21 protein-coding genes are annotated in these 25,698 nt (G+C 68.0%); 9 read left to right on the forward strand and 12 right to left on the reverse strand.

Annotation, left to right across the window (positions count from 1 at the left end; genetic code table 11):
• The coding region (locus WD271_02385) for a hypothetical protein (GenBank protein ID MEX1006673.1) at nucleotides 1-147 on the reverse strand (147 nt) is incomplete at its 3' end.
• Nucleotides 148-328: 181 nt separating this feature from the next.
• Here WD271_02385 and WD271_02390 point away from each other — a divergent pair.
• A complete protein-coding gene (locus WD271_02390) occupies nucleotides 329-1,159 on the forward strand; it encodes an SDR family oxidoreductase (GenBank protein MEX1006674.1) in 831 nt (276 codons plus the stop codon).
• Here the strand turns inward: WD271_02390 and WD271_02395 are convergent.
• The 3 genes from WD271_02395 to WD271_02405 form a co-directional block, all read right to left on the reverse strand.
• Entirely contained in the window at nucleotides 1,156-1,644 is a 489-nt protein-coding gene (locus tag WD271_02395) for a glutathione peroxidase (GenBank protein MEX1006675.1), read from the reverse strand. The genes WD271_02390 and WD271_02395 overlap by 4 nt on opposite strands.
• Before the next feature lie 124 nt (nucleotides 1,645-1,768).
• Nucleotides 1,769-3,160, reverse strand: coding sequence for a class II fumarate hydratase (gene fumC, locus WD271_02400; GenBank protein MEX1006676.1), 1,392 nt, complete (start codon nucleotides 3,158-3,160; stop codon nucleotides 1,769-1,771).
• Nucleotides 3,157-3,987 (reverse strand): SDR family oxidoreductase, encoded by an 831-nt coding sequence (locus WD271_02405; GenBank protein MEX1006677.1) that lies wholly within the window; start codon nucleotides 3,985-3,987, stop codon nucleotides 3,157-3,159. The genes fumC and WD271_02405 overlap by 4 nt, the downstream gene beginning before the upstream one ends.
• A gap of 43 nt (nucleotides 3,988-4,030) precedes the next feature.
• On the opposite strand from WD271_02405, the gene WD271_02410 reads away from it, so the two are divergent.
• Together WD271_02410 and WD271_02415 are read left to right on the forward strand one after the other, a co-directional pair.
• Nucleotides 4,031-6,232, forward strand: coding sequence for a CocE/NonD family hydrolase (locus WD271_02410; protein ID MEX1006678.1), 2,202 nt, complete (start codon nucleotides 4,031-4,033; stop codon nucleotides 6,230-6,232).
• 47 nt (nucleotides 6,233-6,279) lie between these two features.
• A complete protein-coding gene (locus WD271_02415) occupies nucleotides 6,280-7,968 on the forward strand; it encodes a DUF885 domain-containing protein (GenBank protein MEX1006679.1) in 1,689 nt (562 codons plus the stop codon).
• A 12-nt stretch (nucleotides 7,969-7,980) separates the two neighbouring features.
• Here WD271_02415 and WD271_02420 read toward each other — a convergent pair whose 3' ends face one another.
• The 3 genes from WD271_02420 to WD271_02430 all read right to left on the reverse strand — a co-directional run bounded on the left by WD271_02420 (nucleotide 7,981) and on the right by WD271_02430 (nucleotide 11,280).
• Nucleotides 7,981-8,769: an adenylate cyclase gene (locus WD271_02420; protein MEX1006680.1), complete on the reverse strand. Its 789-nt coding sequence runs from the start codon at nucleotides 8,767-8,769 to the stop codon at nucleotides 7,981-7,983.
• A 91-nt stretch (nucleotides 8,770-8,860) separates the two neighbouring features.
• Complete coding sequence (locus tag WD271_02425) at nucleotides 8,861-9,862, reverse strand: cytochrome d ubiquinol oxidase subunit II (GenBank protein MEX1006681.1); 1,002 nt, start codon at nucleotides 9,860-9,862, stop codon at nucleotides 8,861-8,863.
• On the reverse strand, nucleotides 9,862-11,280 hold the full coding sequence (locus tag WD271_02430) for a cytochrome ubiquinol oxidase subunit I (GenBank protein MEX1006682.1): 1,419 nt from the start codon (nucleotides 11,278-11,280) through the stop codon (nucleotides 9,862-9,864). The genes WD271_02425 and WD271_02430 overlap by 1 nt, the downstream gene beginning before the upstream one ends.
• A 167-nt stretch (nucleotides 11,281-11,447) precedes the next feature.
• On the opposite strand from WD271_02430, the gene WD271_02435 reads away from it, so the two are divergent.
• Entirely contained in the window at nucleotides 11,448-11,852 is a 405-nt protein-coding gene (locus WD271_02435; protein MEX1006683.1) for an SHOCT domain-containing protein, read from the forward strand.
• 5 nt (nucleotides 11,853-11,857) lie between these two features.
• On the opposite strand, the gene WD271_02440 is transcribed toward WD271_02435, so the two are convergent.
• The gene (locus WD271_02440) at nucleotides 11,858-12,232 is read right to left on the reverse strand and encodes a hypothetical protein (protein ID MEX1006684.1); all 375 of its coding nucleotides are present in this window, start codon (nucleotides 12,230-12,232) and stop codon (nucleotides 11,858-11,860) included.
• Between the two features lie 46 nt (nucleotides 12,233-12,278).
• On the opposite strand from WD271_02440, the gene WD271_02445 reads away from it, so the two are divergent.
• The 3 genes from WD271_02445 to WD271_02455 all read left to right on the forward strand — a co-directional run bounded on the left by WD271_02445 (nucleotide 12,279) and on the right by WD271_02455 (nucleotide 15,604).
• A complete protein-coding gene (locus tag WD271_02445) occupies nucleotides 12,279-13,964 on the forward strand; it encodes an MFS transporter (GenBank protein MEX1006685.1) in 1,686 nt (561 codons plus the stop codon).
• 351 nt (nucleotides 13,965-14,315) lie between these two features.
• On the forward strand, nucleotides 14,316-14,675 hold the full coding sequence (locus tag WD271_02450) for a hypothetical protein (GenBank protein ID MEX1006686.1): 360 nt from the start codon (nucleotides 14,316-14,318) through the stop codon (nucleotides 14,673-14,675).
• The gene (locus WD271_02455) at nucleotides 14,675-15,604 is read left to right on the forward strand and encodes an aldose 1-epimerase (protein MEX1006687.1); all 930 of its coding nucleotides are present in this window, start codon (nucleotides 14,675-14,677) and stop codon (nucleotides 15,602-15,604) included. Before WD271_02450 ends, WD271_02455 begins: the two co-directional genes overlap by 1 nt.
• Here the strand turns inward: WD271_02455 and WD271_02460 are convergent.
• The gene (locus WD271_02460) at nucleotides 15,579-16,346 is read right to left on the reverse strand and encodes a glucose 1-dehydrogenase (protein MEX1006688.1); all 768 of its coding nucleotides are present in this window, start codon (nucleotides 16,344-16,346) and stop codon (nucleotides 15,579-15,581) included. The genes WD271_02455 and WD271_02460 overlap by 26 nt on opposite strands.
• Before the next feature lie 89 nt (nucleotides 16,347-16,435).
• Between WD271_02460 and WD271_02465 the strand changes: the two genes are divergently transcribed.
• Nucleotides 16,436-18,292: a glycoside hydrolase family 15 protein gene (locus tag WD271_02465; GenBank protein MEX1006689.1), complete on the forward strand. Its 1,857-nt coding sequence runs from the start codon at nucleotides 16,436-16,438 to the stop codon at nucleotides 18,290-18,292.
• Between the two features lie 3 nt (nucleotides 18,293-18,295).
• Here WD271_02465 and WD271_02470 read toward each other — a convergent pair whose 3' ends face one another.
• Complete coding sequence (locus WD271_02470; GenBank protein MEX1006690.1) at nucleotides 18,296-19,048, reverse strand: ion channel; 753 nt, start codon at nucleotides 19,046-19,048, stop codon at nucleotides 18,296-18,298.
• Between the two features lie 84 nt (nucleotides 19,049-19,132).
• Between WD271_02470 and WD271_02475 the strand changes: the two genes are divergently transcribed.
• Nucleotides 19,133-21,481, forward strand: a complete 2,349-nt coding sequence (locus WD271_02475) for a lysylphosphatidylglycerol synthase domain-containing protein (protein ID MEX1006691.1) — start codon at nucleotides 19,133-19,135, stop codon at nucleotides 21,479-21,481.
• A 45-nt stretch (nucleotides 21,482-21,526) separates the two neighbouring features.
• Here the strand turns inward: WD271_02475 and WD271_02480 are convergent, their stop codons facing one another.
• Together WD271_02480 and WD271_02485 are read right to left on the reverse strand one after the other, a co-directional pair.
• A complete protein-coding gene (locus WD271_02480) occupies nucleotides 21,527-23,323 on the reverse strand; it encodes a M3 family oligoendopeptidase (protein ID MEX1006692.1) in 1,797 nt (598 codons plus the stop codon).
• A gap of 15 nt (nucleotides 23,324-23,338) precedes the next feature.
• On the reverse strand, nucleotides 23,339-25,654 hold the full coding sequence (locus WD271_02485; GenBank protein MEX1006693.1) for a UvrD-helicase domain-containing protein: 2,316 nt from the start codon (nucleotides 25,652-25,654) through the stop codon (nucleotides 23,339-23,341).
• Nucleotides 25,655-25,698 lie beyond the last annotated feature (44 nt).

Below are 25,698 nucleotides of genomic sequence, written 5' to 3' on the forward strand. Positions count from 1 at the left end.
GGATGCGTGGGCGCCCTCGGCGGCGTCGCGCGCCTCGGGCGACTCGATGGCGAGCGTCACCACCATCTGGGGCAGCACGACCCCGGAGGTCAACGGCAGCAACGGCAGGGTGAGGGTCCCAGTTTCGGGCAGGTCGGTGTCGGGCATCGTCGGTCCTTCGCGCGGATGTGCTCGTGATTACACGATTACCCGATGCACAACCCGCCGGTGGGTCGCTCCATTCCCGACCGGGATGCCCGGATTTCATGGGCGGGATAAGTTCCCGGCCGGGCCGCGACCGCGAGCCGGGTATCCCGGCGAGCAGCGAGCGACGCATGAGGAGGGTCCGATGGACGACGTGTTGGGATACGAGGGCAAGCGGGTGGTGGTCACCGGCGCCGCCAGCGGCATGGCCGAGCAGGCCGCCACGATACTCACCGATCTGGGGGCCGAGGTGATCGCGCTCGACATCAAGCCCGTGTCGGCGAACGTGAAGACGGCTATCGAGATCGACCTCGGCGATCGAGCCTCGATCGATGCGGCGCTCGCGGCCATCGACGGCACCGTCGACGCGGTCTTCAGTTGCGCCGGGCTTCCCGGTCCGCCGTTCACCGACGTCCAGGTGGTGACGGTGAACTTCATCGGCGCACGGCACCTCATCGAAGGCCTCGTCGACCAGATGTCGCGCGGTTCGGCAGTGGCGTGCATCGCGTCGGCGGCGGGGATCGGGTGGCAGCAACAGATCGAGACCTTCGCGCCGCTGCTCGCCACCGACACCTTCGAGGACGCGGTCGCATGGATCGAAGCCCATCCCGAGGTCATGCCGTGGGGCGGCTACGTGTGTTCGAAGGTCGTGCTCAACCAGTGGGTCGCGTCGCGCAGCTTCGACTACATGACCGAGCGGGGCATCCGGCTCAACTGCATCAACCCCGGCCCCACCGACTCCGCGATGATGCCGCAGTTCCAGGCGTTCGCGGGGAAGGAAGCGATCGACGCGGCAATCGGCCCCATCGGTCGCTACTCGGAGCCGGTCGAGCAGGCGTGGCCGATCGTGTGCCTCAACAGTCCGCGCCTGAGCTACGTGAGTGGCGAGGCGTTCTTCACCGACGGCGGCTTTCTCGGCGCGATGACGATGGGCCGCCAGAAGGGCTTCGACCTGCTCGAAGGCGGCGCGCTCTAACTGGGCAGCTGCGCTTCGATCGCCGACACCATCCCGGCGTCTTCGGGTGTGACCTGCGGACGGAAGCGCGCGACGACGTTACCGTCGGGAGCCACGAGGAACTTCTCGAAGTTCCACTTCACGTCGCCGGCTTCACCGTCGGCGTCGGCGGTCGCGGTGAGCTCGTCGTAGACGTCGTGACGGTTGGCGCCGTTCACGTCGACCTTCTCGAAGAGCGGGAACGTGACGCCATACGTGGTGTCGCAGAACTCCCGGATCTCCTCGGCCGAGCCCGGCTCCTGGCCCATGAATTGGTTGCACGGGAACCCGAGCACCTCGAAGCCGCGCGCCTCGTACTTCTCGTGCAACTCCTGCAGACCTGTGTACTGCGGCGTGAGCCCGCACTTCGAGGCCACGTTCACCACGAGCAGCGCCTTGCCCTTGTACTCCGACAAGTCGGCCGGCTCACCCTCGAGGGTGTTGATCTTCGCGTCATAGATGGACATGACTATTCGCTCGCTCTCTGCGAGCCGGGATACCCGGCTCGCGGTCATTCGCTCGCTGACGAGCGCCCTTCGCACCCGCTTCGGGCGCCGCAGCGCGCTGGGCCTCGACTGATAGGGCCAGAGTCTATTCGTCGGGGCGGGTCATCTTCTCGGGGCGGACCAGACGGTCGAACTCCTCTTCGGTGAGGTGCCCGAGCCCGACGACCGCCTCCTTCAGCTTCAGGTTGTGCTTGTGCGCGTGCTTCGCGCTCTCGGCCGACTTGTCGTAGCCGATGTGCTCGTTGAGGGCGGTGACGATCATCAACGACTCGTCGACGTACTCGGCGATCTGCTCCTCGTTTGCCTCGACGCCTTCGATCGCGAACTCGCGGAACCCGGCACACGAACCCGCGAGCAGGTCGACGGAGTGGAGGAAGTTGAAGATGATCACGGGCTTGAACACGTTGAGCTCGAAGTTTCCCTGCGAGCCGGCGATCCCGATGGTGTTGTCGTTGCCGATCACCTGCACGCACACCATCGTCATGGCTTCGCTCTGCGTGGGGTTCACCTTCCCCGGCATGATCGACGACCCGGGCTCGTTCTCGGGGAGGATCAGCTCACCGAGGCCCGCACGGGGGCCCGACGCCAACCACCGGATGTCGTTGGCGATCTTCATCAGCGACACCGCCAGCGTCTTCAGGGCACCGCTCGCGAACACAAGTGCGTCGTGCGCCGCCAGCGCGGCGAACTTGTTCGGCGCCGACACGAACGGAAGGCCCGTGAGCTTCGCGATCTCCGCCGCGCATCGCTCCGCGAACTCCGGATGCGTGTTGAGCCCGGTCCCCACCGCGGTGCCGCCGATGGCGAGCTCGTACAGACCCGGGAGCACGAGCTCGATGCGCTCGAGATCGGCGTCAAGTTGTGCGACATAACCACCGAACTCCTGGCCGAGCGTGAGCGGCACCGCGTCCTGCAAGTGCGTGCGCCCGATCTTGACGATATCGGCGAACTCTTCGACCTTCGCCGCGAGCGCGTCGCGCAACCGCCGCACCGACGGCACGAGTTCGCGCACGACTTCCTCGACCGCGGCGATGTGCATCGCGGTGGGAAACGTGTCGTTCGACGACTGTGACATGTTCACGTGATCGTTTGGATGCACCGGCAACTTGGCACCCATCTCGCCGCCCGCCAGCTCGATGGCGCGGTTCGAGATCACCTCGTTGACGTTCATGTTGGTCTGCGTGCCGCTGCCGGTCTGCCACACCGAGAGCGGGAACTCGCCGTCGAGCTTCCCGGCAATGATCTCGTCGGCCGCCCGGACGATGAGATCGGCCTTCTCCGTCGGCAACTTGCCGAGCTCACGGTTGACGAGCGCCGCCGCCTTCTTGAGGATCGCCATGCCCCGGATCACCGCATCGGGCATCCGGTCGTCGCCGATCGCGAAGTGGTGGATCGAGCGCTGGGTCTGGGCACCCCAGTAGTGATCTGCGGGCACCTCGATGGCACCCATGCTGTCGGTTTCGGTACGCGTGCTCATGTTTCGAACGTACCCCTTTGCCTGCGCACCTTGCGCACCGTGCGGTCCATCGTGCGGCGCACATAGGGCCCGAGCAGCCCGGCGGCGCGTGCAAGCGCCGCGGTCTGGAGATCGGCGGTGATCACGAGCCGGTCGCGCTCGATGCCGCGCACGATCGCCTGCGCCACCCTGGTGGCGTCCCGCGGCTTGATCGACGCCGAAATGCGCTCCGTCTCGGGTGGCTTCATCGCGTTCTCGCGATCGAGACCCGGCGTCTTCGTATCTGGTGGGTACACGCACGACACGACGATCCCGTGCGGCGCGAGCTCGACGCGGAGCGTCTCGGCCAGCCCGCGTACCGCGTACTTCGCGGGCGCGTACGCGGAATAGCCGAACACCCCGATCAGCGCGGCGGTCGAGCCGACCAGCACGAGATGGCCGCGTTTCCGCTCGATCATCGAGGGCACGACCGCACGAACCGCATGCAGCGTGCCGAAGTAGTCGACTTCCATCTGGTCGCGGAATACCGACTCGTCGAGCTGCTCGAAGTATCCAGGGTGCGCGGTACCGGCCGCGGTCACGAGGATGTCGCACGGCCCGAGCCCCTCCGTGAGGCGCGCGACCGCGGCACGCAGCGCGGCGCCATCGCGCACGTCCGCGCTGGCGACGCCGACCATGTCCGACGCGACCCCGAACGATACGTCGCGAGCCGCGTCGGCGAGACGCACCTCGTCACGGGCCAGCAGCGACACTCGTGCCCCGCCTGCGGCGAGCAGCCGCGCGGTGGCACGGCCGATCCCGCTCGACCCACCGGTGACGACGGCATGGCTGCCTGCGAGCGCGGTCATGGCCTGATCGTGCCACGGCCGGACCGCGCGGTACCGTCCCAACGTGACGCGACGACCGATCCTGGCAGTCGTCGTCTCGGCCGTGTCGACCTGTCTTTCTCTCACTGGACTTTCGCTCACTGGCTTCGCGCTCGCCGGAGTCGCCCCGAGCGCCCGAGCAGCCGAGGTCGCGACCTTCTCTGTGCAGGGAAGCGTCGAGCAGGTGGCGGTCACCCGAGGGGCACCGGGCGCCCCTGTTCGGCTCCTGAACTCGGAAGGCCACGCGGTCGCGACGAAGGCCGTTGACCGCCAGGGCGCCACGCTGTTCCGCCACGTCGAACCGGGCACGGGCTATGTCGTGAAGGTCGGCGGTGTGCGGAGCAAGCCGGTCGAGGTCACGAACCCTGACGACGCGCCCGACCGGTCGCTGTACTCGTCGCAACATCTCGAACCGGGGTTCGGCTACATCAGGACGCGCGACGGCACCCTGCTGTCGGCAAACGTCACGCTCCCGGGACCGGTCAAAAGCGGCCCCTACCCGACCGTGGTCGAGTACTCCGGGTACGACCCCTCGAACCCCGGTGGTCGCCAGCCGGCCTCGGGGATCGCGTCCTTTCTCGGGTACGCGACCGTCGGCGTGAACGTGCGCGGTACCGGCTGTTCGGGGGGCGCCTTCGACTACTTCGAGACGCTCCAGTCGCTCGACGGTTACGACGCGGTGGAAGCCGTGGCCGCGCAGCCGTGGGTCGCGAACGGCAAGGTCGGGATGGTGGGTATCTCGTACGCGGGGATCACGCAGGTCTTCGTCGCCAAGACCCGTCCACCGCATCTCGCCGCGATCACGCCGCTGTCCGTGATCGATGACACGTATTGGACGCTGTACCCGGGAGGGATCCTCAACAACGGGTTCGCGGTGCAATGGGGAGAGGATCGTCAACACGACGCCCGGCCGGCCGCGTCCGACTGGGTCCGCGCGCGGATCGCGGACGGCGACACCACCTGCAAGGCGAACCAGACATTGCGGCTCCAGAGCCCCGACGTCGAACGCGAGATCGCGCAACTGGGCCCCGACCGCGTGCCGGCCGACCGCGCACTCGCGCCGTCCACGTTCGTTGACAAGATCGACGTTCCGGTGTTCATCGCGGGGGCATGGCAGGACGAAGAGACCGGGAGCCACTTCGCCGAGATGCTCGACAAGTTCGCGCCGGGCATCGTGGTGAAGGCGACGGTGATGAACGGGCAGCACGCCGACTCGCTCAATCCGGACGTGATCACCCGGTGGGCGGAGTTCCTCGACTTCTACGTGGCACGCCGGATCCCGAGCATCTCGCCGACCGTCCGTGCGATCGCGGCGATCGTGCTCGCGCGGGTGTTCGGTAGCGATTTCACACTGCCGCCCGATCGGTTCGCCGGCCAGAAGAACTTCCACACCGCCCTCGCGTCGTACCAAGCGGAACCGCCCGTGCGCGTGCTGTTCGACAGCGGAACCGGTGGTTCAGCCGGCGCAACACTCGCGGGCTTCGCGACCACCCAGCGGTCGTGGCCCCCGCCCACGACGAAGGCGAGCACCTGGTACTTCGAGCCCGGTGGCAGCCTGGGCGACTCGCCTCCCACCGCCGCTACGAGCGACCGATTCACCTACGACCCCGCCGCGTTCCCCCGGACCAGCGAGAACGCGTGGTTGCCGCTCCCCGACGGCAAGGCCACCGCGTACGTCAGCGAACCGCTCTCCGCCGACACCGTGATGCTCGGCTCGGGAAGCGTCGACCTGTGGCTGCGTTCCACCGCACCCGACGTCGACGTCGAGGTGACCGTGAGCGAGGTGCGTCCTGACGGCCAGGAGACCTACGTGCAGAGCGGTTGGCTGCGGGCAAGCCGCCGCGCGCTCGACCGGGCCGCGTCCACAGCGCTGCACCCCGTTCCGACGTTCCGTGAACGGGACGCCACTGCGCTGCCGAAGGGTAAGTTCTCGCTCGTCCGGGTCCCGCTGTTCCCGTTCGGCCATGTGTTCCGCGCTGGGTCGCGCGTGCGCATCGCGGTGCAACCGCCCGGAGGCAACCGGCCGTCGTGGGCATTCGATTCGCTCACCTATCCGGAGACGGTCACCAACGACATCGCGGTTGCCCCCGACCATGCGTCACGCGCGGTCCTCCCCGTGGTCTCGGGGATCGACGTCCCGACACCGCTCCCCGCCTGTGGCAGCCTTCGGGGCCAACCGTGCCGCGAGTACGTACCCACCGCGAACGCGAGCCAAGGACCCCCATGACCACCCATCCGGCATGACCACCCATCCGGCATGACCACCCATCCGGCATGACCACCCGATCCGACGTATACGAGCTTGCGGATGCGTACGTCGAACGGTTCGCCGCCCTCGATCCGCTCTCGGCAACCAGTGAGGGGATCACGGGCCACGACCACGAGATGACCGACTTCTCGCCCGACGGCGTCGACGAGCGCGCCGAGCACGATCGTGCCACGTTGCGCGCGCTTGTGGCCGCGACCGCGGAAACCGATGCCGACCGCGTCGCTGCCGGCGCGCTGCGCGAGCGGCTCGAGCTCGCGCTCGAAGAGCACGACGCCGGCGAGCGCCTCCGCGATCTCCGGGTCCTCGGCAGCCCGGTGCAAGAAGTTCGCATGGTCTTCGACCTGATGCCGCGCGAATCCGAGGAGCACTGGCAGACGATCGCGGAGCGCCTCGCGCTCGTCCCGCAAGGGCTGGCCGGAGTCGTTGCCGGGTTCAACGAGGGGGTGCAACAGGGCATCGTGGCCGCGCGCCGTCAGGCGGTGGCGTGCGCGCGGCAGGCCGATGTGTGGGGCGGTGTCGACGGATCGACGCGACCGTTCTTCCTCACCCTCGTCGACGACTACGACGCGCGTGGGTTCTCCGATTCGGCGTTCCGTCACCGGCTCGAAGAGCTGGCGAGTCGCGCCACTGCTGCCTACGCCGCGCTCGGTCGCTACCTCGTCGACGAGTACGCGCCGCACGCGGCCGAGCACGACCCGGTCGGGCGCGACCGCTACTCCCTCTACGCGCGGCGCTTCAACGGCATCGCGCTCGACCTCGACGAGACCTACGCGTGGGGCTGGGAGGAGCTCCACCGCATCGAGCACGCGATGCGCTCCGTCGCCGAGCGCATCGTCCCCGGGATCGACGTCGACGCGGTGATCGAGCACCTCGAGACCGACCCGAATCGCGCCATCGAGGGCGTCGACGAATTCCAGCGGTGGAACCAGAACCTGCTCGACACCACGGTCGCCGAGCTCGACGGCACCCACTTCGACATCCCCGATCCGGTGAAGCGGGTGGAGGCGATGATCGCCCCACCCGGCGGCGCCGCAGCGATGTACTACACCGGCCCGTCGGAAGACTTCAGCCGGCCCGGGCGCACGTGGTACCCCACGCTCGGCAAGACGCGCTTTCCCCTCTGGGGTGAGGTGTCGATCTGCTATCACGAGGGCGTCCCCGGTCATCATCTGCAGATCGCGCAGGTTCGGTACCTCGCCGACACGTTGAGCCGCTACCAGCGCACGCTCGCCGGCACGTCCGGCCACGCGGAGGGCTGGGCGCTGTACGCCGAGCGGCTCATGGGCGAGCTCGGTTACCTCGACGACCCCGCGTACGAGCTCGGCATGCTGCGCGCGCAGGCGATGCGCGCGGTACGCGTCGTCGTCGACATCGGCATGCACCTCGAGCTCGCGATCCCAGGGGACGAGCGCTACTGCCCGGGCGACACGTGGACTCCCGACCTCGCGCTCCCGTTCGTGATCGAGCGCAGCAAGTTCCCGCCCGACTTCATGGCGAGCGAGGTCGACCGGTACCTCGGCCTCCCCGGGCAGGCCATCAGCTACAAGATCGGCGAGCGGGTGTGGCTCCGCGCGCGTGACGACGCCCGCCGGCGCACCGGCGACACATTCGACCTCAAGGAGTTCCACCGCCGCGCGCTCGATCTCGGCCCGATGGGCCTCGCCCAGCTCGAGAGCGAGCTCGCTCGTCTGTGAGCGCGGTGGCGGTCAGTTGCCGCCCGAGGAAGCGGCCTGGAGCTCCGCGGAGAAGAACTCGAGCGCAGTCTTGGTCTTGGTGTGTTGCTCACCGCCGATGTCGACGCCGCGCTTTGCGAGAAACGCCTTCGTCTCCGCTGCGATCTGGAACGCCTCTCCTGGTTGGCACTTCGTCGACAGCTCGAGGATCCGGGAGCCGTCGGGGTACAACCACATCTCGCCCACCATCTTGCGCCCGTACTCCTTCGGGGTGAAATTCAGCTTGAGCACGAAGATCGGCCCGAGCACCGGGAGGTCGTCGAGCGCGATCCCTTCGGGCGCGTGCGCGGCGAAGAACTCACGCTGTTCCTTCGAGAACAGCTTGCGCACTGCGCGCGTCCCGAGCACCGCGTCGCGCACGTGCGCGTTGGTGAGCGCCGACTTGAGCGACGCCGAGCACACGAACCCGCCGGGCATCGCGTCGACTTCGACCACGAGATTGGGCGACTTCCGAAGGCGGCTCGGCAGCTCCGACGGCTCCACCGGCCGGAGCTTGACCGCGGAGTCGCCGTCGCGACCCTGCACGCGCCGGGCGCGTACCACCAACCCGGCCCGGTTGAGCGCCAGCTGCGGGGTGTCGAAGAAGAACACCTGCCGGATCTGCGCGTCGAGCGGATCGATTGCGAGCCCGGCAACCGTCGAGCGTTGGGCCGCGTTGGGAACGGTCAGCTTCAGCTCCACGCTGTCGGCGCCCTTCATGAGCCCGAGGACACGCTCGAGATCGCTGGCCGAGAGCGACGGGGCGACTTCGGTGGATGTCATCGCGAGGCCTCCAGTTGTCGACATCATCCCGAGCGGGTGATGCCGGCACAGCTTGCGCATGATTTGACGCCCGGGACAAACCGAGCCCGTGCTACTGGTCGGGCTCGAGCATGCTCTTCTGGTCGAGCACGTACAGCAGTCCCAGTGACGGCAGGATCACGATCGCAGCGATCACGAAGACCACGAGGATCGTCGTGAGCGTGCCATCGGGTGCCGCCGCCTGCGACACCGTGAGCGTCTCGGGGAGGATGTAGTCCCACTGCGCGACGCCCCAGCCGAGAACCACGGTGGCCACCGCGCCGATCGCCAGGATCCGCGCGCCCCGCGCGACATCGCGCAGGAGCAAGACGAGCGAACCGACACCGCACAACGCAGAGATGATTACGAACGGGAGCGCTCTCGACGTGAGACCATCGAAGACGTAGGGCGAATCGTCGCGCAAGAGGAAGATGCCGATCAGCGCGACCACGCCGGTAACGACGGCGACTGCAACCGCACGACGCCGGAAGTATTCGACCATCGCGGGGTCGCCGAAGCGCCGGGCGTCGAAGAACAGGTAGACCGCCGCGAGGTACGCGCACACCGTGACCGCGAGGACGCCACCGAGGATCGACGTTGCGTTGAGCCAACTCGACCAGAGGTCACCGGCCTTGCCGCCCGCCGGCACCCGACCGGAGGCGATCGCCCCCGCGACTGCGCCCATGCAGAACGGCACGAGCACCGACGAACCCGCGAACGCAGCACCGAAGTTCCGCCGACTCGACGTGCGCGACACCTCCTTGCGGAACGCAAAGCTCGATCCGCGCAACACGATGCCGAGAGCAGCAAGCGACAGTGGCACGAACAGCGTGAGCGTGATCGACGCGAACGCCTCCGGAAACCCGGTCCACAGCACCACGAGGCAGAAGATCAGCCAGACGTGGTTCGCCTCCCACACCGGTCCGATGGAGTGCGCGACCACCGCACGAGGGCGCTCACCACGTTCGGGGCCACCGGCGACAAGGTCCCAGAAGCCCGCGCCGAAGTCGGCTCCGCCGAAGATCGCGTAGGCGGTGACGCCGAAGAACAGCACGACCGCGACGGCGTCGTCCATCAGACCCCCACCCGCTCGGCCGCCGCGTCGGGAAGCGGCTCACGCGGCCCGTACGGCCCGCCGTGCTCGTCGGTGCCCTCGGCGCGGAAGCGCCGACTCATCGCGCGCAGGATGAGCACGAGGGTCACCGCCACTCCGAGGTACAGGCCGAGGATGACGAGGAACGTGGCCCACACGCCCGTATTCGTCGTCGCCGCCTGTTCGACCTTCATGTAGCCGGTGACGATCCACGGTTGACGGCCGACTTCGGTGACGACCCAGCCGGCTTCCATCGCGAGTACCGCCGCGACCCCCGCGCCCGACGCGAGCCAGAGGAAGAGCCGCATCTTCGGGATGTCGCGCCGGAAGAGCCATGACAGCCCGTACCAGACCGACAACAGGAACAGGAGCGTCGCGAGGCCCACCATGACGTCCCACGCAAGGTGCACGACATTCACTTCTTCGGTGGTCGGTCGCTCGTTCGCCGGGAAGCTGTCGAGTCCCTTGATCTGGGTACTGGTGCCGGTGCTCGGATCTGAAAGGAACGACGCCAGGCCCGGGATGGCGATGCCGCCGCTGACGGTTCCGTCGGAGTTCAAGTGCCCGAACAGCGTCTCCGGTACGTCGGTCGCCGTCTTGGGGACGAGCTCGATCGCGGCGAACTTCGTGGGCTCGTTGTTGTAGACCCAGCGCGCGACCTGGTCGCCCACGAACATCTGGACCGGCGCGGCGATGGCAGCCACCGTGAACGGGATGATGAACCCGAGCCGGTGATACCGGTCGCGTCTCCCCCGCAACATTCCCATGGCGTACACGGAAGCGATCATGAAGCCGCCGACGAGGTACGCCGCGACGAGCATGTGCGCGGTCTCGTACGGGAACGCGTTGTTGAAGATCACGTCGACCGGGTTCACGTCGACGACCTTGCCCGCCGAGTTCAGCGTGAACCCGGCGGGTTCGTTCATCCACGCGTTGGCCGCGACCACCGACGCGGTACCGCCGATGCCGGCGATCACGATGGGCACGCCCGTCCAGAAATGCGGCCATGGCTTCAGGCGCCTCCAGCCGTAGATGTAGATCGCGAGGAAGATCGCCTCGGTGAAGAAGAACAAGCCTTCGATCATGAAGGGGATGCCGAACGCGTCGCCGAAGCGACCCATGAAGTTGGGCCACAACAGCCCGAACTCGAACGTGAGCACGGTCCCGGTGACGGCGCCGACGGCGAACGTGACCGCCATGTACTTCGACCATCGTTGCGCGAGGAGCAACGCGTCGGCATCGCCCTTCTTGATCGCGCGGTAGTTCGCGACGAGCACCATGAAGGCCCACGACACGCCCAGCGGCACCAGGATGATGTGCGTGCCGAGCGTGAAGGCCATCTGGGTGCGAGCCCACGGCACCGGATCGACCGCGAGCACCAACGACTGGATGTTCAGCACGCAGAGCCTCCCCCAGCCCTAGGTCCCGGAGAGAATCTCACGGATGAAAGCCGGGGCCCAATCACCTGAAGGGGATGAGGACGCGAGCACGCCGGAGGATCTAGATTCCCGGCCTGCGGCGTACCCGACTCTGAGCGGGACAAGGCCGCGCGACGAGGAGGAATTTCATGGTGGTGGCGTCCGACTTCGGCACCGGTGAGGTGTTCCTGTCGATGCTCTGGTTCTTCATGTTCTTCATCTGGATCTGGTTGCTGATCATGGTGTTCGGCGACCTCTTCCGGAGTCACGACCTGTCCGGCTGGGCCAAGGCGGCGTGGGTGATCGGCATCATCATCGTCCCGTACTTCGGCGTGTTCATCTACCTGATCGCGCGGGGCGGCAAGATGCACGAGCACGCGGTGCAGGCGGCGCAAGCACAGGACGCGGCGTTCAAGCAGTACGTGCAGCAGGCCGCGGGCGGCGGCGGCAGCGTCGCCGACGAGCTGGCGCGGCTCGCCGACCTCAAGGCGAAGGGCACGATCACCGACGCCGAGTTCGAGCAGCTCAAGGCGAAGGCCCTCGCCTCGGCCTGACCGACTCAATCGTCGAGCCAACTCGTCATCGAGCAGGCCGGGTTCCTGCGCGGCGGCCAGCTTCCCTTCAGTCGTCCTGCGGGACAAGACCGATGCCCCGCAGCTCGCGTTGCGACTTGCCCGCGAGCTTGCGGCCGAGCAGCGGCCATCAACAGGATCCCCGCCACCGTGTAGTTGCGGTAGTGGTCGGGACGGCGCGCGAGCAACGCACCGTTGAGTGCATTCGTCGATGCAGCGATCAAGTCGACGGTGGTGAAGTTGCCGCTGAAGCTCCAGTCTCCGAACGACGTGGCGAACAGCGGAACGTGAGTTCCCAACAAGTGCACGATGAGCACCTCCGTGGTTGCGACTCGAGTGCCGGCGACGGCCGACATCATCACTCAGGCGGGATGCACCTGATCGTCTCATGTCGTAAGTTTCCCGCCGATGACCGAGGGACAGGGGCCGGGCGTGGGCGTGGCGCGTGCCGCCGAAGCGTCGACCGCTCCCGACCGGTCCGGCCTCGTCCTGATCTCGCTCATCCTCGTGGCGGCGGTCGCGAACCTGAACCTGGCCGTTGCCAACGTCGCGCTGCCCGACATCGGGAAGGCGTTCGACTCCTCCCAGACCACGCTCGACCTCATCGCGGTCGGTTACTCACTCGGCCTCGCGGCCTCGGTCCTCTACCTCGGCGCGGTGGGCGACCGATACGGGCGCAAGGCGATGCTCGTCCTCGGAACCCTGCTCTCGGTTCCGGCTTGTCTCCTCGCCGCGTACGCGCCCTCCGACGAAGTGCTCGTCGTCGCCCGTCTGCTCGGCGGGGTCGCGGCGGGAATGGCGTACCCGACCACGCTCGCGCTGATCACCGCCCTGTGGGCCGGGCAAGCGCGCACGCGGTCGATCGCACTGTGGTCCGCGCTCGGCGGCGCGATCTCGGCGCTCGGCCCGCTCTCGGCCGGTTGGCTGCTCGGGCACTTCTGGTGGGGCTCGGTGTTCCTGCTCACGTTGCCGCTCGCGGTCGTGGCGCTCGTGATGGCGGTCCTGTTCGTTCCGAGCCACGTGAACGAGGCCACGGACCCGGTCGACAACCTCGGCGGCATCCTGTCGATCGTGTTGGTGGCGGCGATCGTGCTCGCCATCAACTTCGCTCCCGTTCCCGACGAGGGAACCGTGGCGCTCGGCCTCGCAGGAATCGCGGTTGCGGCGCTGATCGCGTTCTACATCCGCCAGCGGCGTGCGAAGTACCCGCTCTACGACCTCGACGTCGCGCGGCGGCGCACGTTCTGGGTCGCGGCCTGCGCCGGGCTCATCGTGTTCGGTTCGCTGATGGGCGCGATGTTCGTCGGCCAGCAGTTCCTGCAGAACGTGCTCGCCTATTCGCCGCTCGACGCCGGCGCCGCGATCCTGCCGGCGGCGGTGATGATGGTGTTGATCGCGCCGCGTTCGGCGAAGCTGGTGGAGTCGCGGGGCTCGCGGTTCACCTTGCTCATTGGCTACTTCTTCTGCCTGCTCGGCTTCCTCACGATGTTGCTCTTGTGGCAAGAGGGCAGCGCGTACTGGGAGATCGGGTTGGGCTACGCGTTCATCGGCATCGGCGTCGGGTTCGCGGGCACTCCTGCGTCGCACTCGCTCACCGGATCGGTACCTGTCGAACGCGCGGGCATGGCCTCGGGCACCGCCGACCTCCAACGCGACCTCGGCGGCGCGATCATGCAGTCGATTCTCGGCGCGCTGCTCGCCGCGGGCTTCGCCACCGCGATGGTCAACGCGATCGACGCCGCCGACAAGCCACCACTCACTTCCAGCCAGGAGAACCAGCTCACCAACCAGCTCACGAAGTCGTTCTCGAGCGCGGCCAACGCCGCCGAGCAGTATCCGCAGTACGCCAAGCAGATCACCGCCGCCGCGAAGTCGTCGTTCGTCGACGGCGCCGACTTGGCGTACACCGCGGGCATCATCGCCATCCTGCTCGGCGCCGTCCTCGTGTTCTTCTTGTTCCCCAAGAAGGACGGAGAGGAGGAGCTGCTCGCCGAGTACCACGAGGAAGACACCGCGGCCCACGCCGCCGAGGTGGGCGCCTCTCCCCCGGCGCAGGCCGGCTCGGCCGCGGACACGACGGCCGCGCCGCCCTAACAAGCGAGATGATCGATCCCAAGGGGTCAGTGGTTTGTAGGCAATGAGGGATGCGCCAGCACGCGGCGGTGAGCGCGAGGAGACGTTGCAGGAGGCCAGTGGTCACGCCGACTGCGCGTGGTCTCCGTGTCGTTCAAGGGTCGGGTAGGCCCGTGAGCCTGGCGGGTGACATTCACTGTGCCGTGACTTGCGCCTAGCGGTCGTTATCGCACAGTGAATCTCGAACCCTTGGAATCGCTCGTCGAGTCCTGTCCATAGTTCCGGGAGCCGGTTCGGTCGGCTCCGATGAAGAACTGATGCGCGTCGCCACGACAATCCAGTAGGCGACGGCAAATCGACCGAGGGAGAGTCATGGAATCAGCCAAGGAGCTCCTCACCGCCGGGGCTCTGGTGTGGACCGACCTGATCATCGTGTTCGGGTTCCTCTACTGGGAGCTCGACGGCGGCGGACCCGGCGAGCGTGCACACGAGAGCTCGCGCCTTCCTGATCTGGCGTTTCCCCAGCAACTCAACCCCGCGATCGCGCCACCCGGATGGCGGCCGGTCTTCGTCGACTATCTCTACCTGGGCCTCACCAACGCGCTGGCCTTCAGCCCCACCGACGCGATGCCGCTCGCCCACTGGGCCAAGCTCGCGATGGGCCTCGAGTCGGTCACGTCGCTCGTCATCCTCGGCCTGGTGATCGTGCGGGCCGTCAATGTGCTCGGATAGTGGCCGCCGGCATCGAGCAACACACGTTTCGCGGCGAGCCCGCGATCACCCTCCGAGCCGGCGACCTCGCGGCAACGTTCGTGCCCGATGTCGGGATGACCGGCGTGTCGCTCCGGTACCGCGGGCGCGAACACCTCGCGCTTCCCGGCGGTCTCGACGCGCTGCGGGCCGGACACACAGCAGGGCTGCCGTTACTCGCGCCGTGGGCGAACCGGCTCGCCTCGCGTCGATACCGCGCGGCCGGCGTCGCCGTAAACCTCAGCGGTCTGCGGCTCGGCACCGACAACAACGGTCTCCCCATCCACGGCTTGCTCGTCGGCAAGGCGGGCTGGCGCGTCGATGGGCAGGCGGTACGCGGCGCCACCGCGCAACTACGCGCGTCGATCGACGTCGACGCGCGCGCGTTTCCGTTCCCTCACCGCATCGAACTGTCGATCGCCGCGCGCGACGGGTTACTCAGGGTGGACACAACATTGATTCCTACCGGGCGGCGCCGCGTGCCCGTGGCGTTTGGGTGGCACCCGTACTTGAAACTGCCCGGTACGGCTCGGGGTCGCTGGCGGTTGCGTCTCCCGAGGCGTGAACGTCTGTTGCTCGACGAGCGCGGGATACCCACGGTCGCAACGGAGGCCGCGCAGCGCGAAGCCGCTCCGATTGCGACACGAACGTACGACGACCTCTACGCGCTCGGGCGCGGCCACGATCTCGCCTTCGAGGGTGACGACGGCGCGGCGATCGAGCTGCGCTGCGGGATCGGCTACCCCTACGCACAGGTATGGGTACCGAAGGGTCGACCCTTCGGCGCGCTCGAGCCGATGACCGCGCCGACGAACTCGCTCGAGCACAACGACACGCCCCTCATTGCGCCGGGCGACGCGTTCACGGCGCGCTTCGAACTCGCGATTACAGCCCCGGGCTCGAATGCATGATGCCGCCGTCGGCAAACACCGTGGTGGCCGTCATATAGCTCGCACCGTCGCCGGCAAGGAACACGACGACACTCGCGATCTCCTCGGGCTTCGCCATGCGCGCGAGCGGGATGGCGGTTTCGAGGGTCTTCATCTTCGCCGGGTCCTGCATGGTGGAGAGATTGATCGGCGTCTCCACCGCGCCCGGCCCGACGCCGACGACGGTCACCCCGTGAGGACCGAGCTCAACGCCCGCGGTACGGGTGAGCATTCGCATCCCACCCTTCGACAGGCAGTACGCGGTATTGCCGGGCATCGGCCAGTCTTCGTGGACCGACGTGATGTTGATGATCCGGCCGCCGTCGCCCTGGGCGATCATCTGCTTCGCGGCGAGCTGGGTGCCGAAGAACGCGCTCTTCAAGTTGATCTCCATGACCTTCTCGTACTGCTCCTCGGTGGTGTCGAGGACCGACGTGCGCGTCTCGACACCGGCGTTGTTCACCATGATGTCGAGCCGGCCCATCCTGCTCACTGCACCATCGACGAGCTTCTGCAGGTCGGCGACCTTGCTCACGTCGGCCTCCACACCGAGCGCCCTGTCGCCGAGCGCCGCGATCTGGCGTTCTACGTCGATGGTCGACTTCGGGTCGGCGACGTAGTCGATGACGATGTTGGCGCCATCAGCAGCGAGCGCGAGCGCGATCGCCTTGCCGATGCCGCTGTTCCCCCCGGTCACGATCGCGACTTTGCCTTCGAGGCTCATGGTGTCTGGCTCCTTGGTGGTACAGCATTCAATACGGATACGTTGGAAGCATCGCCCAGCGAGCGCACGCGTTGGGGGCAAGGAGTCAGATGACCACGTTTCCGCCGATCGCCGAGTACGCATTCCTGTCCGACTGTGAGGTGAGCGCGCTCGTGGCGCCCGACGGCTCGGTCGAGTGGTTGTGCCTCCCCCGTCCCGACTCGCCGAGCCTCTTCGGTTCTCTGCTCGACCGCTCCGCAGGGTTCTTTCGCTTCGGTCCGGCAAACGCGGCCGTTCCCGACCAACGCCGCTATCGCCCCGGCACGATGGTGCTCGAGACGACGTGGCACACCCCCACGGGCTGGATGACGGTGGAAGATCTCCTGGTGGTCGGGCCGTCGGAGAGCGACGAACGCCGGGATCGCTACCGCCGCGTGCCGGGCGACTCGTCGGCCCAGGGAATACTGCTCCGCACCGCAACCTGTTACAGCGGACGCGTCGAGGTCCAGATCGACTGCCTCCCACTCTTCGAGTACGGGACGACGCCCGGCACGTGGAGCTACGAGGGCAGCGGCTACGACCGTCTCCTGCTCGAGGGCGGCGGTCTGTCGATGTCGATGGAGAGCAGCCTCCGGCTCGGGACCGTGGGTGCGCGTGCGTACGGACGAACGATGTTGCACGAAGGTGAGTCGGCGTTCGTCGCGCTCTCGTGGGGCGGGACCCCACCCACCACGCTGGACGAGGCGCTCAGCCAGTCGCACCAGACCCAGCGCTTCTGGCGCGACTGGCTGAGCGTGGCCACCTTCCCGGACCATCGGTGGCGCCCGTACATCGAGCGCAGCGCGCTTGCGCTCAAGAGCCTGAGCTACGCGCCCACCGGAGCGATCATGGCCGCGGGCACAACGTCACTACCGGAGTCACCCGGCGGCGAACGAAACTGGGACTACCGCTACACCTGGATCCGCGACACCGCGTTCATGTTGCGCGCGCTCCACGGTCTCGGCTTCGACTGGGAAGCCTTCGAGTACTTCGCCTTCATCCTCGACGCGTTGCGCGGTGACGGCACCAGCAGTAGCGCCGACGGTTTCAACTTGCAGATCATGTACGGGATCGGCGGCGAAACCGATCTCACCGAACACACCCTCGACCATCTCTCCGGATATCTCGAATCACGCCCGGTCCGCACGGGCAACGGTGCCTACAACCAACGCCAGCACGACGTGTGGGGAATGCTCCTCGACGCGGTGGCGGCGCACATTCACCACGGCGGTCAGATCGCGCCGTTGGTATGGGAGGGGATTGCCGGCCTCGTCGACACCGCGATCGCCCGCGCCCACGAGCCCGACCAGGGCATCTGGGAGATGCGCGGCAAGCCGCAGCACTTCGTCGCGTCGAAGGTGATGTGTTGGGTAGCGGCGCAGCGCGGCGTGCAACTCGCCGAGTCGCGCGACGACAACGAGCGCGCCGAGGTGTGGCAGAAGGCAGCCGACAAGATCCACGCCGAGGTCTGCAAGAAGGGATTGGACAGTCGCGGCGTCTTCACGCAGTACTACGGCACCGACGCGCTCGACGCGTCGCTGCTCTTGATCCCGATCATGGGGTTCCTCCCACCCGACGACGAACGTGTGCGCGCAACGGTCCTCGCCATCGCCGACGAGCTCACCAAAGACGGCCTCGTGCTGCGCTACAAGGTGGACACGACCGACGACGGGCTCTCCGGCGAAGAAGGCACGTTCACGATCTGCTCCTTCTGGCTGGTGTCGGCGCTGGCGATCGTCGGCGAGACCGAACGCGCGAGAGCGTTGTTCGAGAAACTGCTCTCGTTTGCCGGTCCGCTGCTCCTCTACGCGGAAGAGATCGACACCTCGACGGGCCAGCACCTCGGCAACTATCCCCAGGCGTTCACGCACCTCGCGCTGATCGACGCCGCGAATCGTCTTATCGCCGCGGAGCCCGCCGAGGCATGACCATCACCTCTCGGCGCCAGGCGGGGACGACTCCTCGCTTGCCGGTGCCAGCGTCTGATCGCGCGCACCCCGAGTGCGGGTCATACCGGCGACGATGGTTGCGACGACGGTGACGAGGTACACCTGGCCGAGCAGCGCCTCCAGCGACGCGAGCGCGCGGCCGAGCCCGCCGGCCGCGGTGAAGTCGCCGTAGCCAACGGTCGTGAGGGTCACGAAGCTGAAGTAGAGATAGTCGGCGGTGCTCGCATCGTTCGTCTGCACGAAGAACTGCTCGGAGCCCAGGAGGCCAATGGCGGAATACACGAACGCGTACAGCATCCCGACGAGCACATAGATGCAGATGGCGCCCAGCACGGTATGCGTGTCGACAACCGGGCGGAGCCACAGCGCGCGCGCGATCGCGATCGGGGCCACGCCCACCATGAGCAACGCCACCACATCGAACGCGCCCGTCGATTCCGACGACGTCGTGATCGCCAGTGACCCGAGCGACGACACGAACGCGATGCCCACGACGAGTGCTGCAACGCGGACCAGCCGGCGGCTCACCTGTGACGCCCGGAGCGCCGCGAGCAGCGTGAGCCCCTGGAGCGCGACCGTGACCACACGTACCCACGCGCCGGTCGGAGCGCTCGCCATGAACACGAACGTGGTCAGCAAGAGGGCGAGCACTACCCCGAAGCGGTACCCGGGCAGGTTCCCTTCGATCCACCGCTCGATCGCGCGCGGTTGCGTCGTCTCATCGTTGTCGGTCATCACGTCTCCGCTCCCTCGCCGAACCTGCACAAGTTAGAGTCCTGCCGGCAGGCATCGGCCCAAGGACCAGATGGGGCAGCCGTAGTGGCTTGGATCCGCAACACCACTGAGCGCCCCGAGCGGCGCCCGACCGACATCGGGTGGCTCGTCATCGCGGCGATCGGTGTGGCGGTGGTCGGCGTGTGGGCCCAGAGCCAGTCGACGATCGACGCCAACTTCTTCGTGCCGCTCAACTCGCTCAGCAGCCTCGACGGCCTCGTCAAAGCCTTCTACGCACTCGGTTCGATCTGGGCGCTCGGGGCCATCGCGCTCGTGCTCCTCGTGTTCCGCCAGATCAATGTCGCGTGGCGCGTCGCGCTGGCGGGCGCCGTCGCCTGGGGAATCTCCGAGCTCCTCCACGAGATCCTTCCCGCGCACTCGATCGCGCACACGCAGGTCAACGTGCGCGTCGGCGATGGCCCCATGTACCCCACGACGAACGTCGCGGTGATCACCGCGCTCGCAGTGGTCTTCGCGCCATATGCGGTCCGGCCGTTGCGCCGAATGTTCTTCGTCCTCATCCTGTTCGTCGCACTCGCCGCGATGTACGTCGGTGCGGGTTATCCCTCCGACACGTTCGGCGGACTGCTGCTCGGGATCACCGCCGGGGCCGCGGTCCTGGTGGCATTCGGATCTCCGGCCGGTCGCCCCACAATCGACGAAGTACGCGCCGCGCTGACCGATCTCGGGTACGACGTCGCCGACATGCAGCCCGCGAAGAACTTCGTCGCGCGCGCGTCGGCGATGGACGTGGTGCTCACCTCCGGCGAGATGCTACGCGTCGACGCCTTCGGCCGCGACCAGCGCGACGCGCAATTCATCGCCAAAGCCTGGCACCGCGCGATGTACCACGAGCCCGGCCTACCCGTGTTCGGCAGCCGGCTCCAGCAGGTCGAACACGTCGCCTACACGCTGATGCTCGCCGATCGGGCCGGTGTGCACGCGGCACGGGTCGAGAAGACGGGTGTTGGTGGGGCCGGCGCGGCCATGCTCGTGACCACTCCGCCCGCGGGGACATCCCTCGGAGAGATCGCGCCCGACGCGATCACCGACGAGACGCTCGCCGCGGTCTGGGCCGAGATCGAGCAGCTCCACGCGGCCGGGATCAGCCACGGCAACCTCGACGCGTCGCACATCCTCGTCGACGGCAATGGGGTCGACGGCAATGCGAACGTCGCCCTCGACGACTTCACCTCCTCCGACGCCACTGGCCAGGAGTACTGGCTCAACCGCGACGTCGCCGCTGTCCTCGTCGACACCACGCAGCTCGTGGGCAACGACCGGGCGATCGCCGCCGCGGTCAAGGCTCTCGGCAAGGACCGGGTGGGCGAGGTGACTCCCTTCGTGCAACCGGCCGCGCTGCCCGCGGGGACCGCGGAGGGGACCAAGCACCTCGGCAAGGTCCTCAAGGAACTGCGGGCCGACCTCGTGACCGCGACCGGCGTCGAGGATGCGCCGCCGCTGAAGATCAAGCGGCTCACCTTGGTGAACGTCGGGATGCTCGCTGGGATCCTGCTCGCGCTGGTGATCGCCTTCAACAGCATGGAGGGCATCGACTGGGCCTCGGTGAAGGGCGAGTTCGAGAACGCGACCTGGGGATGGGTCGTGCTCGCCGCCGCGATGTACCCGCTCATCCCGATGGCATGGGCCACCGCGCTGATGGGGTGCGTGGTCATCGACCTTCCGTTCGTCCCCACGATACTCACCCAACTCGCGTGCAGCTTCTTGAATCTGATCACGCCGAACGGCATCGGCGGCACCGCGCTCCAACTCGACTACCTCACCAAGGAGGGCGTTCCCCTCGCCTCCGGCGGGAGCGCGATGGTGCTGAGCACCGGGGTCGCTGGCGCGATCCAGATGGGTCTCTTTCTACTGGCCGCGGCGATCACCGCGACCGCGGTCGACACGAGCAGCAGCTCCTCGGACAACGCCAGTCTCTGGGCAATCGCGCTGGTCGCCGCCGGGATCGGAATCATCCTCTTCATCCCGAAGATCCGCGGCAAGGTAGTGCCCGCGGTCACGCGCGCGGCAAGCGACATCTGGACCGTGATTCGCAACCCGAAGAAGGCCATGCAGCTCGTCGGTGGCGACCTCGCCGGCAACCTGATCTATCCCGCGATCCTCGGCATCTGCCTCCTCGCGTTCCATCAACGACTCGACTACGCCGAGTTGGTCGTGGTTCAGGTGGGCGCCGGGATGCTCGGCAACGTGGCGCCGGTGCCCGGAGGGATCGGCGTGCAGGAAGCCGCGCTCACCGCCGGGCTCACCAGCTTCGGGGTCCCGGCGGCGCCGGCGCTCGCCTCCGTGCTCGTGTTCCGGGCGGTCACGTTCGCGATCCCGCCGTTCTTCGGCTTCTTCACGCTGCGCTGGCTCCGCGCGAAGGGCTACGCGTGACCGTACGAACGTGGGTCATCTCCGCTCTTGGAGAGCAGACCTGGCTTACAGCCGGCCCGCTTCGGCGGCCGCGGCTTCGGCTGCGGCGAGCTGTTCGGCGACGATCTCGAGCCCGCCGTCCCAGAACGCAGGGTCGGCGAGATCGAGGCCCACGATCGCACCGAGCTCCTCGGGCGAGCGCGATCCTCCGGCCGCGAGCATCTCGAGATACCTCGGCACGAAGTCGGCGCCCTGCTGCTCGTACGCGCGGTACACCGACAGCGCGAGGAGCTGACCGTACGAGTACGCGTACACGTAGCCGGGCGTGCCCATGAAATGCGGGATGTACGACCACCAGGTTCGGTAACCCTGGGTGATCTCCACGGAATCGCCGAGCATCGCATGCTGGGTGTCGGCCCACGCCTCGTTGAACGCCTCGATCGACAGCTCACCCTCGTCGCGCCGCTGGTTGTGCACTCGGTCTTCGAAACGGTTCATCGCGACCTGGCGGAACACGGTGGCGATCTGCCCCTCGAGACTCTCGGCCAGCAGCGCGAGCCGCGCCTCGGGGTCGGCGGTCTCGTCGAGGAGCCGCCCGAACGTGACTGTCTCGCCGAACACCGACGCAGTCTCGGCGAGCGTGAGCGGCGTTGTCTGGTGGAAGATCCCCTGGTCGCGGGCCAGGTACGCGTGCAGCCCGTGCCCCATCTCGTGGGCGAGCGTGAGCACGTCGCGGCGGCGCGATGTCCAGTTGAGCAGCAGGTACGGGTGCCGGCTCGGGACGGTGTACGCGCAGAACGCGCCCGGCCGCTTCCCCGGGCGGACCGGCGCGTCGATCCACGACTCGTCGAAGAACCGATTGGCGATGGCGGCGAGATCGGGCGAGAACGACGCATACGCGTCGAGCACGAGCTCGCGGGCTTCGTTCCAACCGAACTCCTGGTCGACCGACGCCACCGATGCCATGCGGTCGTAATCGGCGATCTTGTCGAGGCCGAGCAGCTTCGCTTTCAACGAGTACCACCGTTGCGGGATGTCGGAACGCTCCTGCACGGCAGTGACGAGCGCGTCGACCGACTCGTCGCTCGCTTCGTTGCTCAGGTTCCGGCTCGCGATCCAGCTCTTGTAGTGGCGGAGCCGGTCGTCGACCGACTTGTCGACGAGGAGCGTGTTGAACACGAACCCGCGGGTGCGCAATCCCGGCTCGAGGGCGACGGTCACCGCCTCCGCCGCCGCGCGTCGCACGTCGCGGTCGGGTGACATCAGGCGCGACAATCCCTCTTCGAGGCTCACCGAGTTGCCGTCGAGATCGACGGTGATCACGGCGGTGAGCTCGGAGAAGAGTCGCACCCACGCGCTGTTCGCAGTCAGCGATTTGTCGGAGAGGATCACCTCCTCCGGCTCGCTCAACAGGTGCGGACGGTACCGGCGGGCGGACTCGAGGTGATGACGGCAGAACGCGAGCTGGTCGTCGGCGAGCAGCGACTCGGCGCGGTCGTCGTCGACGGCCGCCCACTCGAGCTCGACGAAGATGAGCTCGTTGTTGATCGCGGTGGACTTCTCCTCGGCGCGCGCGATGAGCGCGCCGTTCGCCGGATCCTGCGTGTCGACGGAGAAGCGCAGGCCCGCGTACGAGTCGGCGCGCCCGACGAGATCGCCGATCGTTGCGAGCTCCTGCATGAGGTCGGCAAGACCGGCGGCGTCGAGCTCACCGACCCGGCCGCGATACTTCGCCAGCTCGCGCGCCCGGGTCTCGGCTTCGTCGAGCAGGGTGTCGACGCCCGACTCGGCCGCGCCGTCGACGAGCGGCTCGATGTCCCACGCGACGTCGGCCGCGGTCCGGTCAGCTTCGGTAGTCGTCATGCTGGGGGAGGCTAGTCAGCCGCGTGACGGAGAGAGACCGAGTGCTTCGGGCAGTGGCTCGGCGTGCACGACCACCAACTCCCGAGTCGCGCGCGTGAGCACGACGTAGAGCAACCGGAGACCGGCGGCGTCGGGTGTGACCAAGCGCGCGGGCTCGACCACCACGACATGATCGAACTCGAGACCCTTGGCGTCGAGTGGTGACAACACCGCGATCGGTGCGTCGATCGCCTCGTCCGAATCTGCGACTGCGCCAAGGTCGCGCAGCGCATCGGCCAGTGCCCAGTGCAGTTCGCTCGGTGCGATCACTGCGACCGTGCCGCCACCGGCCAGTCCGGCGCGCGCTGCGGCGGCCGCCGCGTCGACGAGGCCAACGGCTGGAACCGTCCCCACCACGGGGACCGCGCCGGTGCTGCGGACGGGTCGCGCCGCCTCGACACCGGGCGCCGCGGCCGGGAGGAGCCGGTTGGCAACCTCCATGATCTCTGCGGGCGTGCGGTAGTTCACCGTGAGCGTGACCCGTCGCGGCGGCACCCGGACGTGGACGTTCGCGAGCACGTCGTCCCAGTTCGAGAGTGCCCCCGCCCGGCTCGCCTGCCCGAAGTCGCCGACCAACGTCATCGAGCCGGACGGACACCGACGGGCGAGCATGCGCCACTGCATCGCGGTGAGATCCTGCGCCTCGTCGACGAGCACGTGACCATACGTGCGCGGCTCGCCGTCGTCGTCGTCGTCGGCCGCCCCAGTGTCGTAGCCGTACCGTTCGAGCACCTGCTCGGCGCTCACCGACCCGCCGACCCCGAGCTCGTTGACAGTGCGACGCGCTAACTCCATCGCGTCGTCGCGCCGCGCGCGTCGCCGACGACGCGGACGCGCCGCGCTGGGCGGCCCGAGGATCGAGTCGGCCTCGTCGATCAGCGCCAGGTCGGCGTCGGTCCACTCGACGTCGCGGACGGGCACGCGCTCGCGGAACAACAGGCGCTGTTCGTCCGCGCTGAGCACGCCGTTAGACGCGGACCGGATCAGCGCTTCGAAGCCGAGCAGGTCGTTCACCAACTCGGCGCCACTCAGGACCGGCCACATGCGCTCGAGTGCCGCGCGGAGCTCCGGGGCTCGGCGCAGCCGGTCGGTGAGGTCTTGGTCCCAGTCCTCCGGAGGCGGTTCGCCGCGCGCGAGCAGAGCCGCGACGGTCGCATCGTCGACCGTGAGGCGGTCGCGGTACGCGGCCACGAGCGCTCGCCGATACTCGCGCCGGAAATGATCGACGACCAGCCCGGCGATGTAGGGGCGACGCCCGTTGTGCGTGCCGCGCCGGGCGCGCGTGCGCTGGACCATCCGGGTGGAGTCGCGCCTGCCCAACCGGAGCCGGTAGCCGTCGATCGCGACGACGACCTCGCGCGGCATCGGTCGCTCGCGATCGGTAATGGCCGTGGCGATCACGCGCGCCATTCGCCGATCGCCCTTGATCGCGGCCACTGCGGGGGGCGCCGTCGCGCGAGCGCGCAGACTCACCTTCAACGACGCGGGGGTAGCGAGCACGACTTCGTCCTCGCCGAGCGATGGGAGCACCTCGTCGATGTAGCGAAGGAAGATCGAACTGGGCCCCACGAGCAGCACGCCCTGCGATCCGAGCCGCTTCCGGTAGGAGTAGAGGAGGTACGCGGCACGGTGGAGCGCAACCGCGGTCTTCCCCGTTCCCGGACCGCCCGCGACGACCAGGATGCCGGTGAGCGGCGCGCGGATCGCTTCGTCCTGCTCGGCCTGGATCGTGGCGACGATGTCGCGCATGCGCCCGGTGCGCTCGAGGTCGAGCGCAGCGAGCAGCGCGCCCTCCCCCACCACGGTGAGACCCGACGTCTGCGCCGTGTCGGCGTCGAACACCTCGTCGTCGAGACCGATCAGCCGCCGACCATGCGTCTGGAAGTGGCGACGGCGGGCGACGCCCATCGGCTCGACCGCGGTCGCGCGGTAGAACGGCTCGGCGACGGGAGCGCGCCAGTCGACGACAAGTGGCTGAAGGTCGTCGTCGGTCACGGAGATGCGGCCGATGTAGAACGGACCCGCAGACCCGGGGTCACCGTTTCCGCGCACGTCGGAAGGCGCCAGATCGAGGCGGCCGAAGCACAGCGGCGTGTCGCCGATGTCGAGCGCGGCAAGACGCCGGCGGGTATTGGCCTGGGCGGCTTCCCGCTCGAGGCGGGCCTGCAGCGTGCCCCCCTCCTGGACCGAGTACCCCTCCGCGACGCGCTGCGCAGCCCGCCGCATGGCATCGAGCCGTGCGTAGGCGGCGTCGAGGTGCCGCTGTTCCGCCTCGAGTTCGGGCTGGGTCAAAGGGCGCGCTCCGGCATCGGGGAACGGGACAGTTTATTGCCCCC

This window comes from Acidimicrobiia bacterium (assembly GCA_040880805.1).
Lineage (GTDB): Bacteria > Actinomycetota > Acidimicrobiia > IMCC26256 > DASPTH01 > DASPTH01.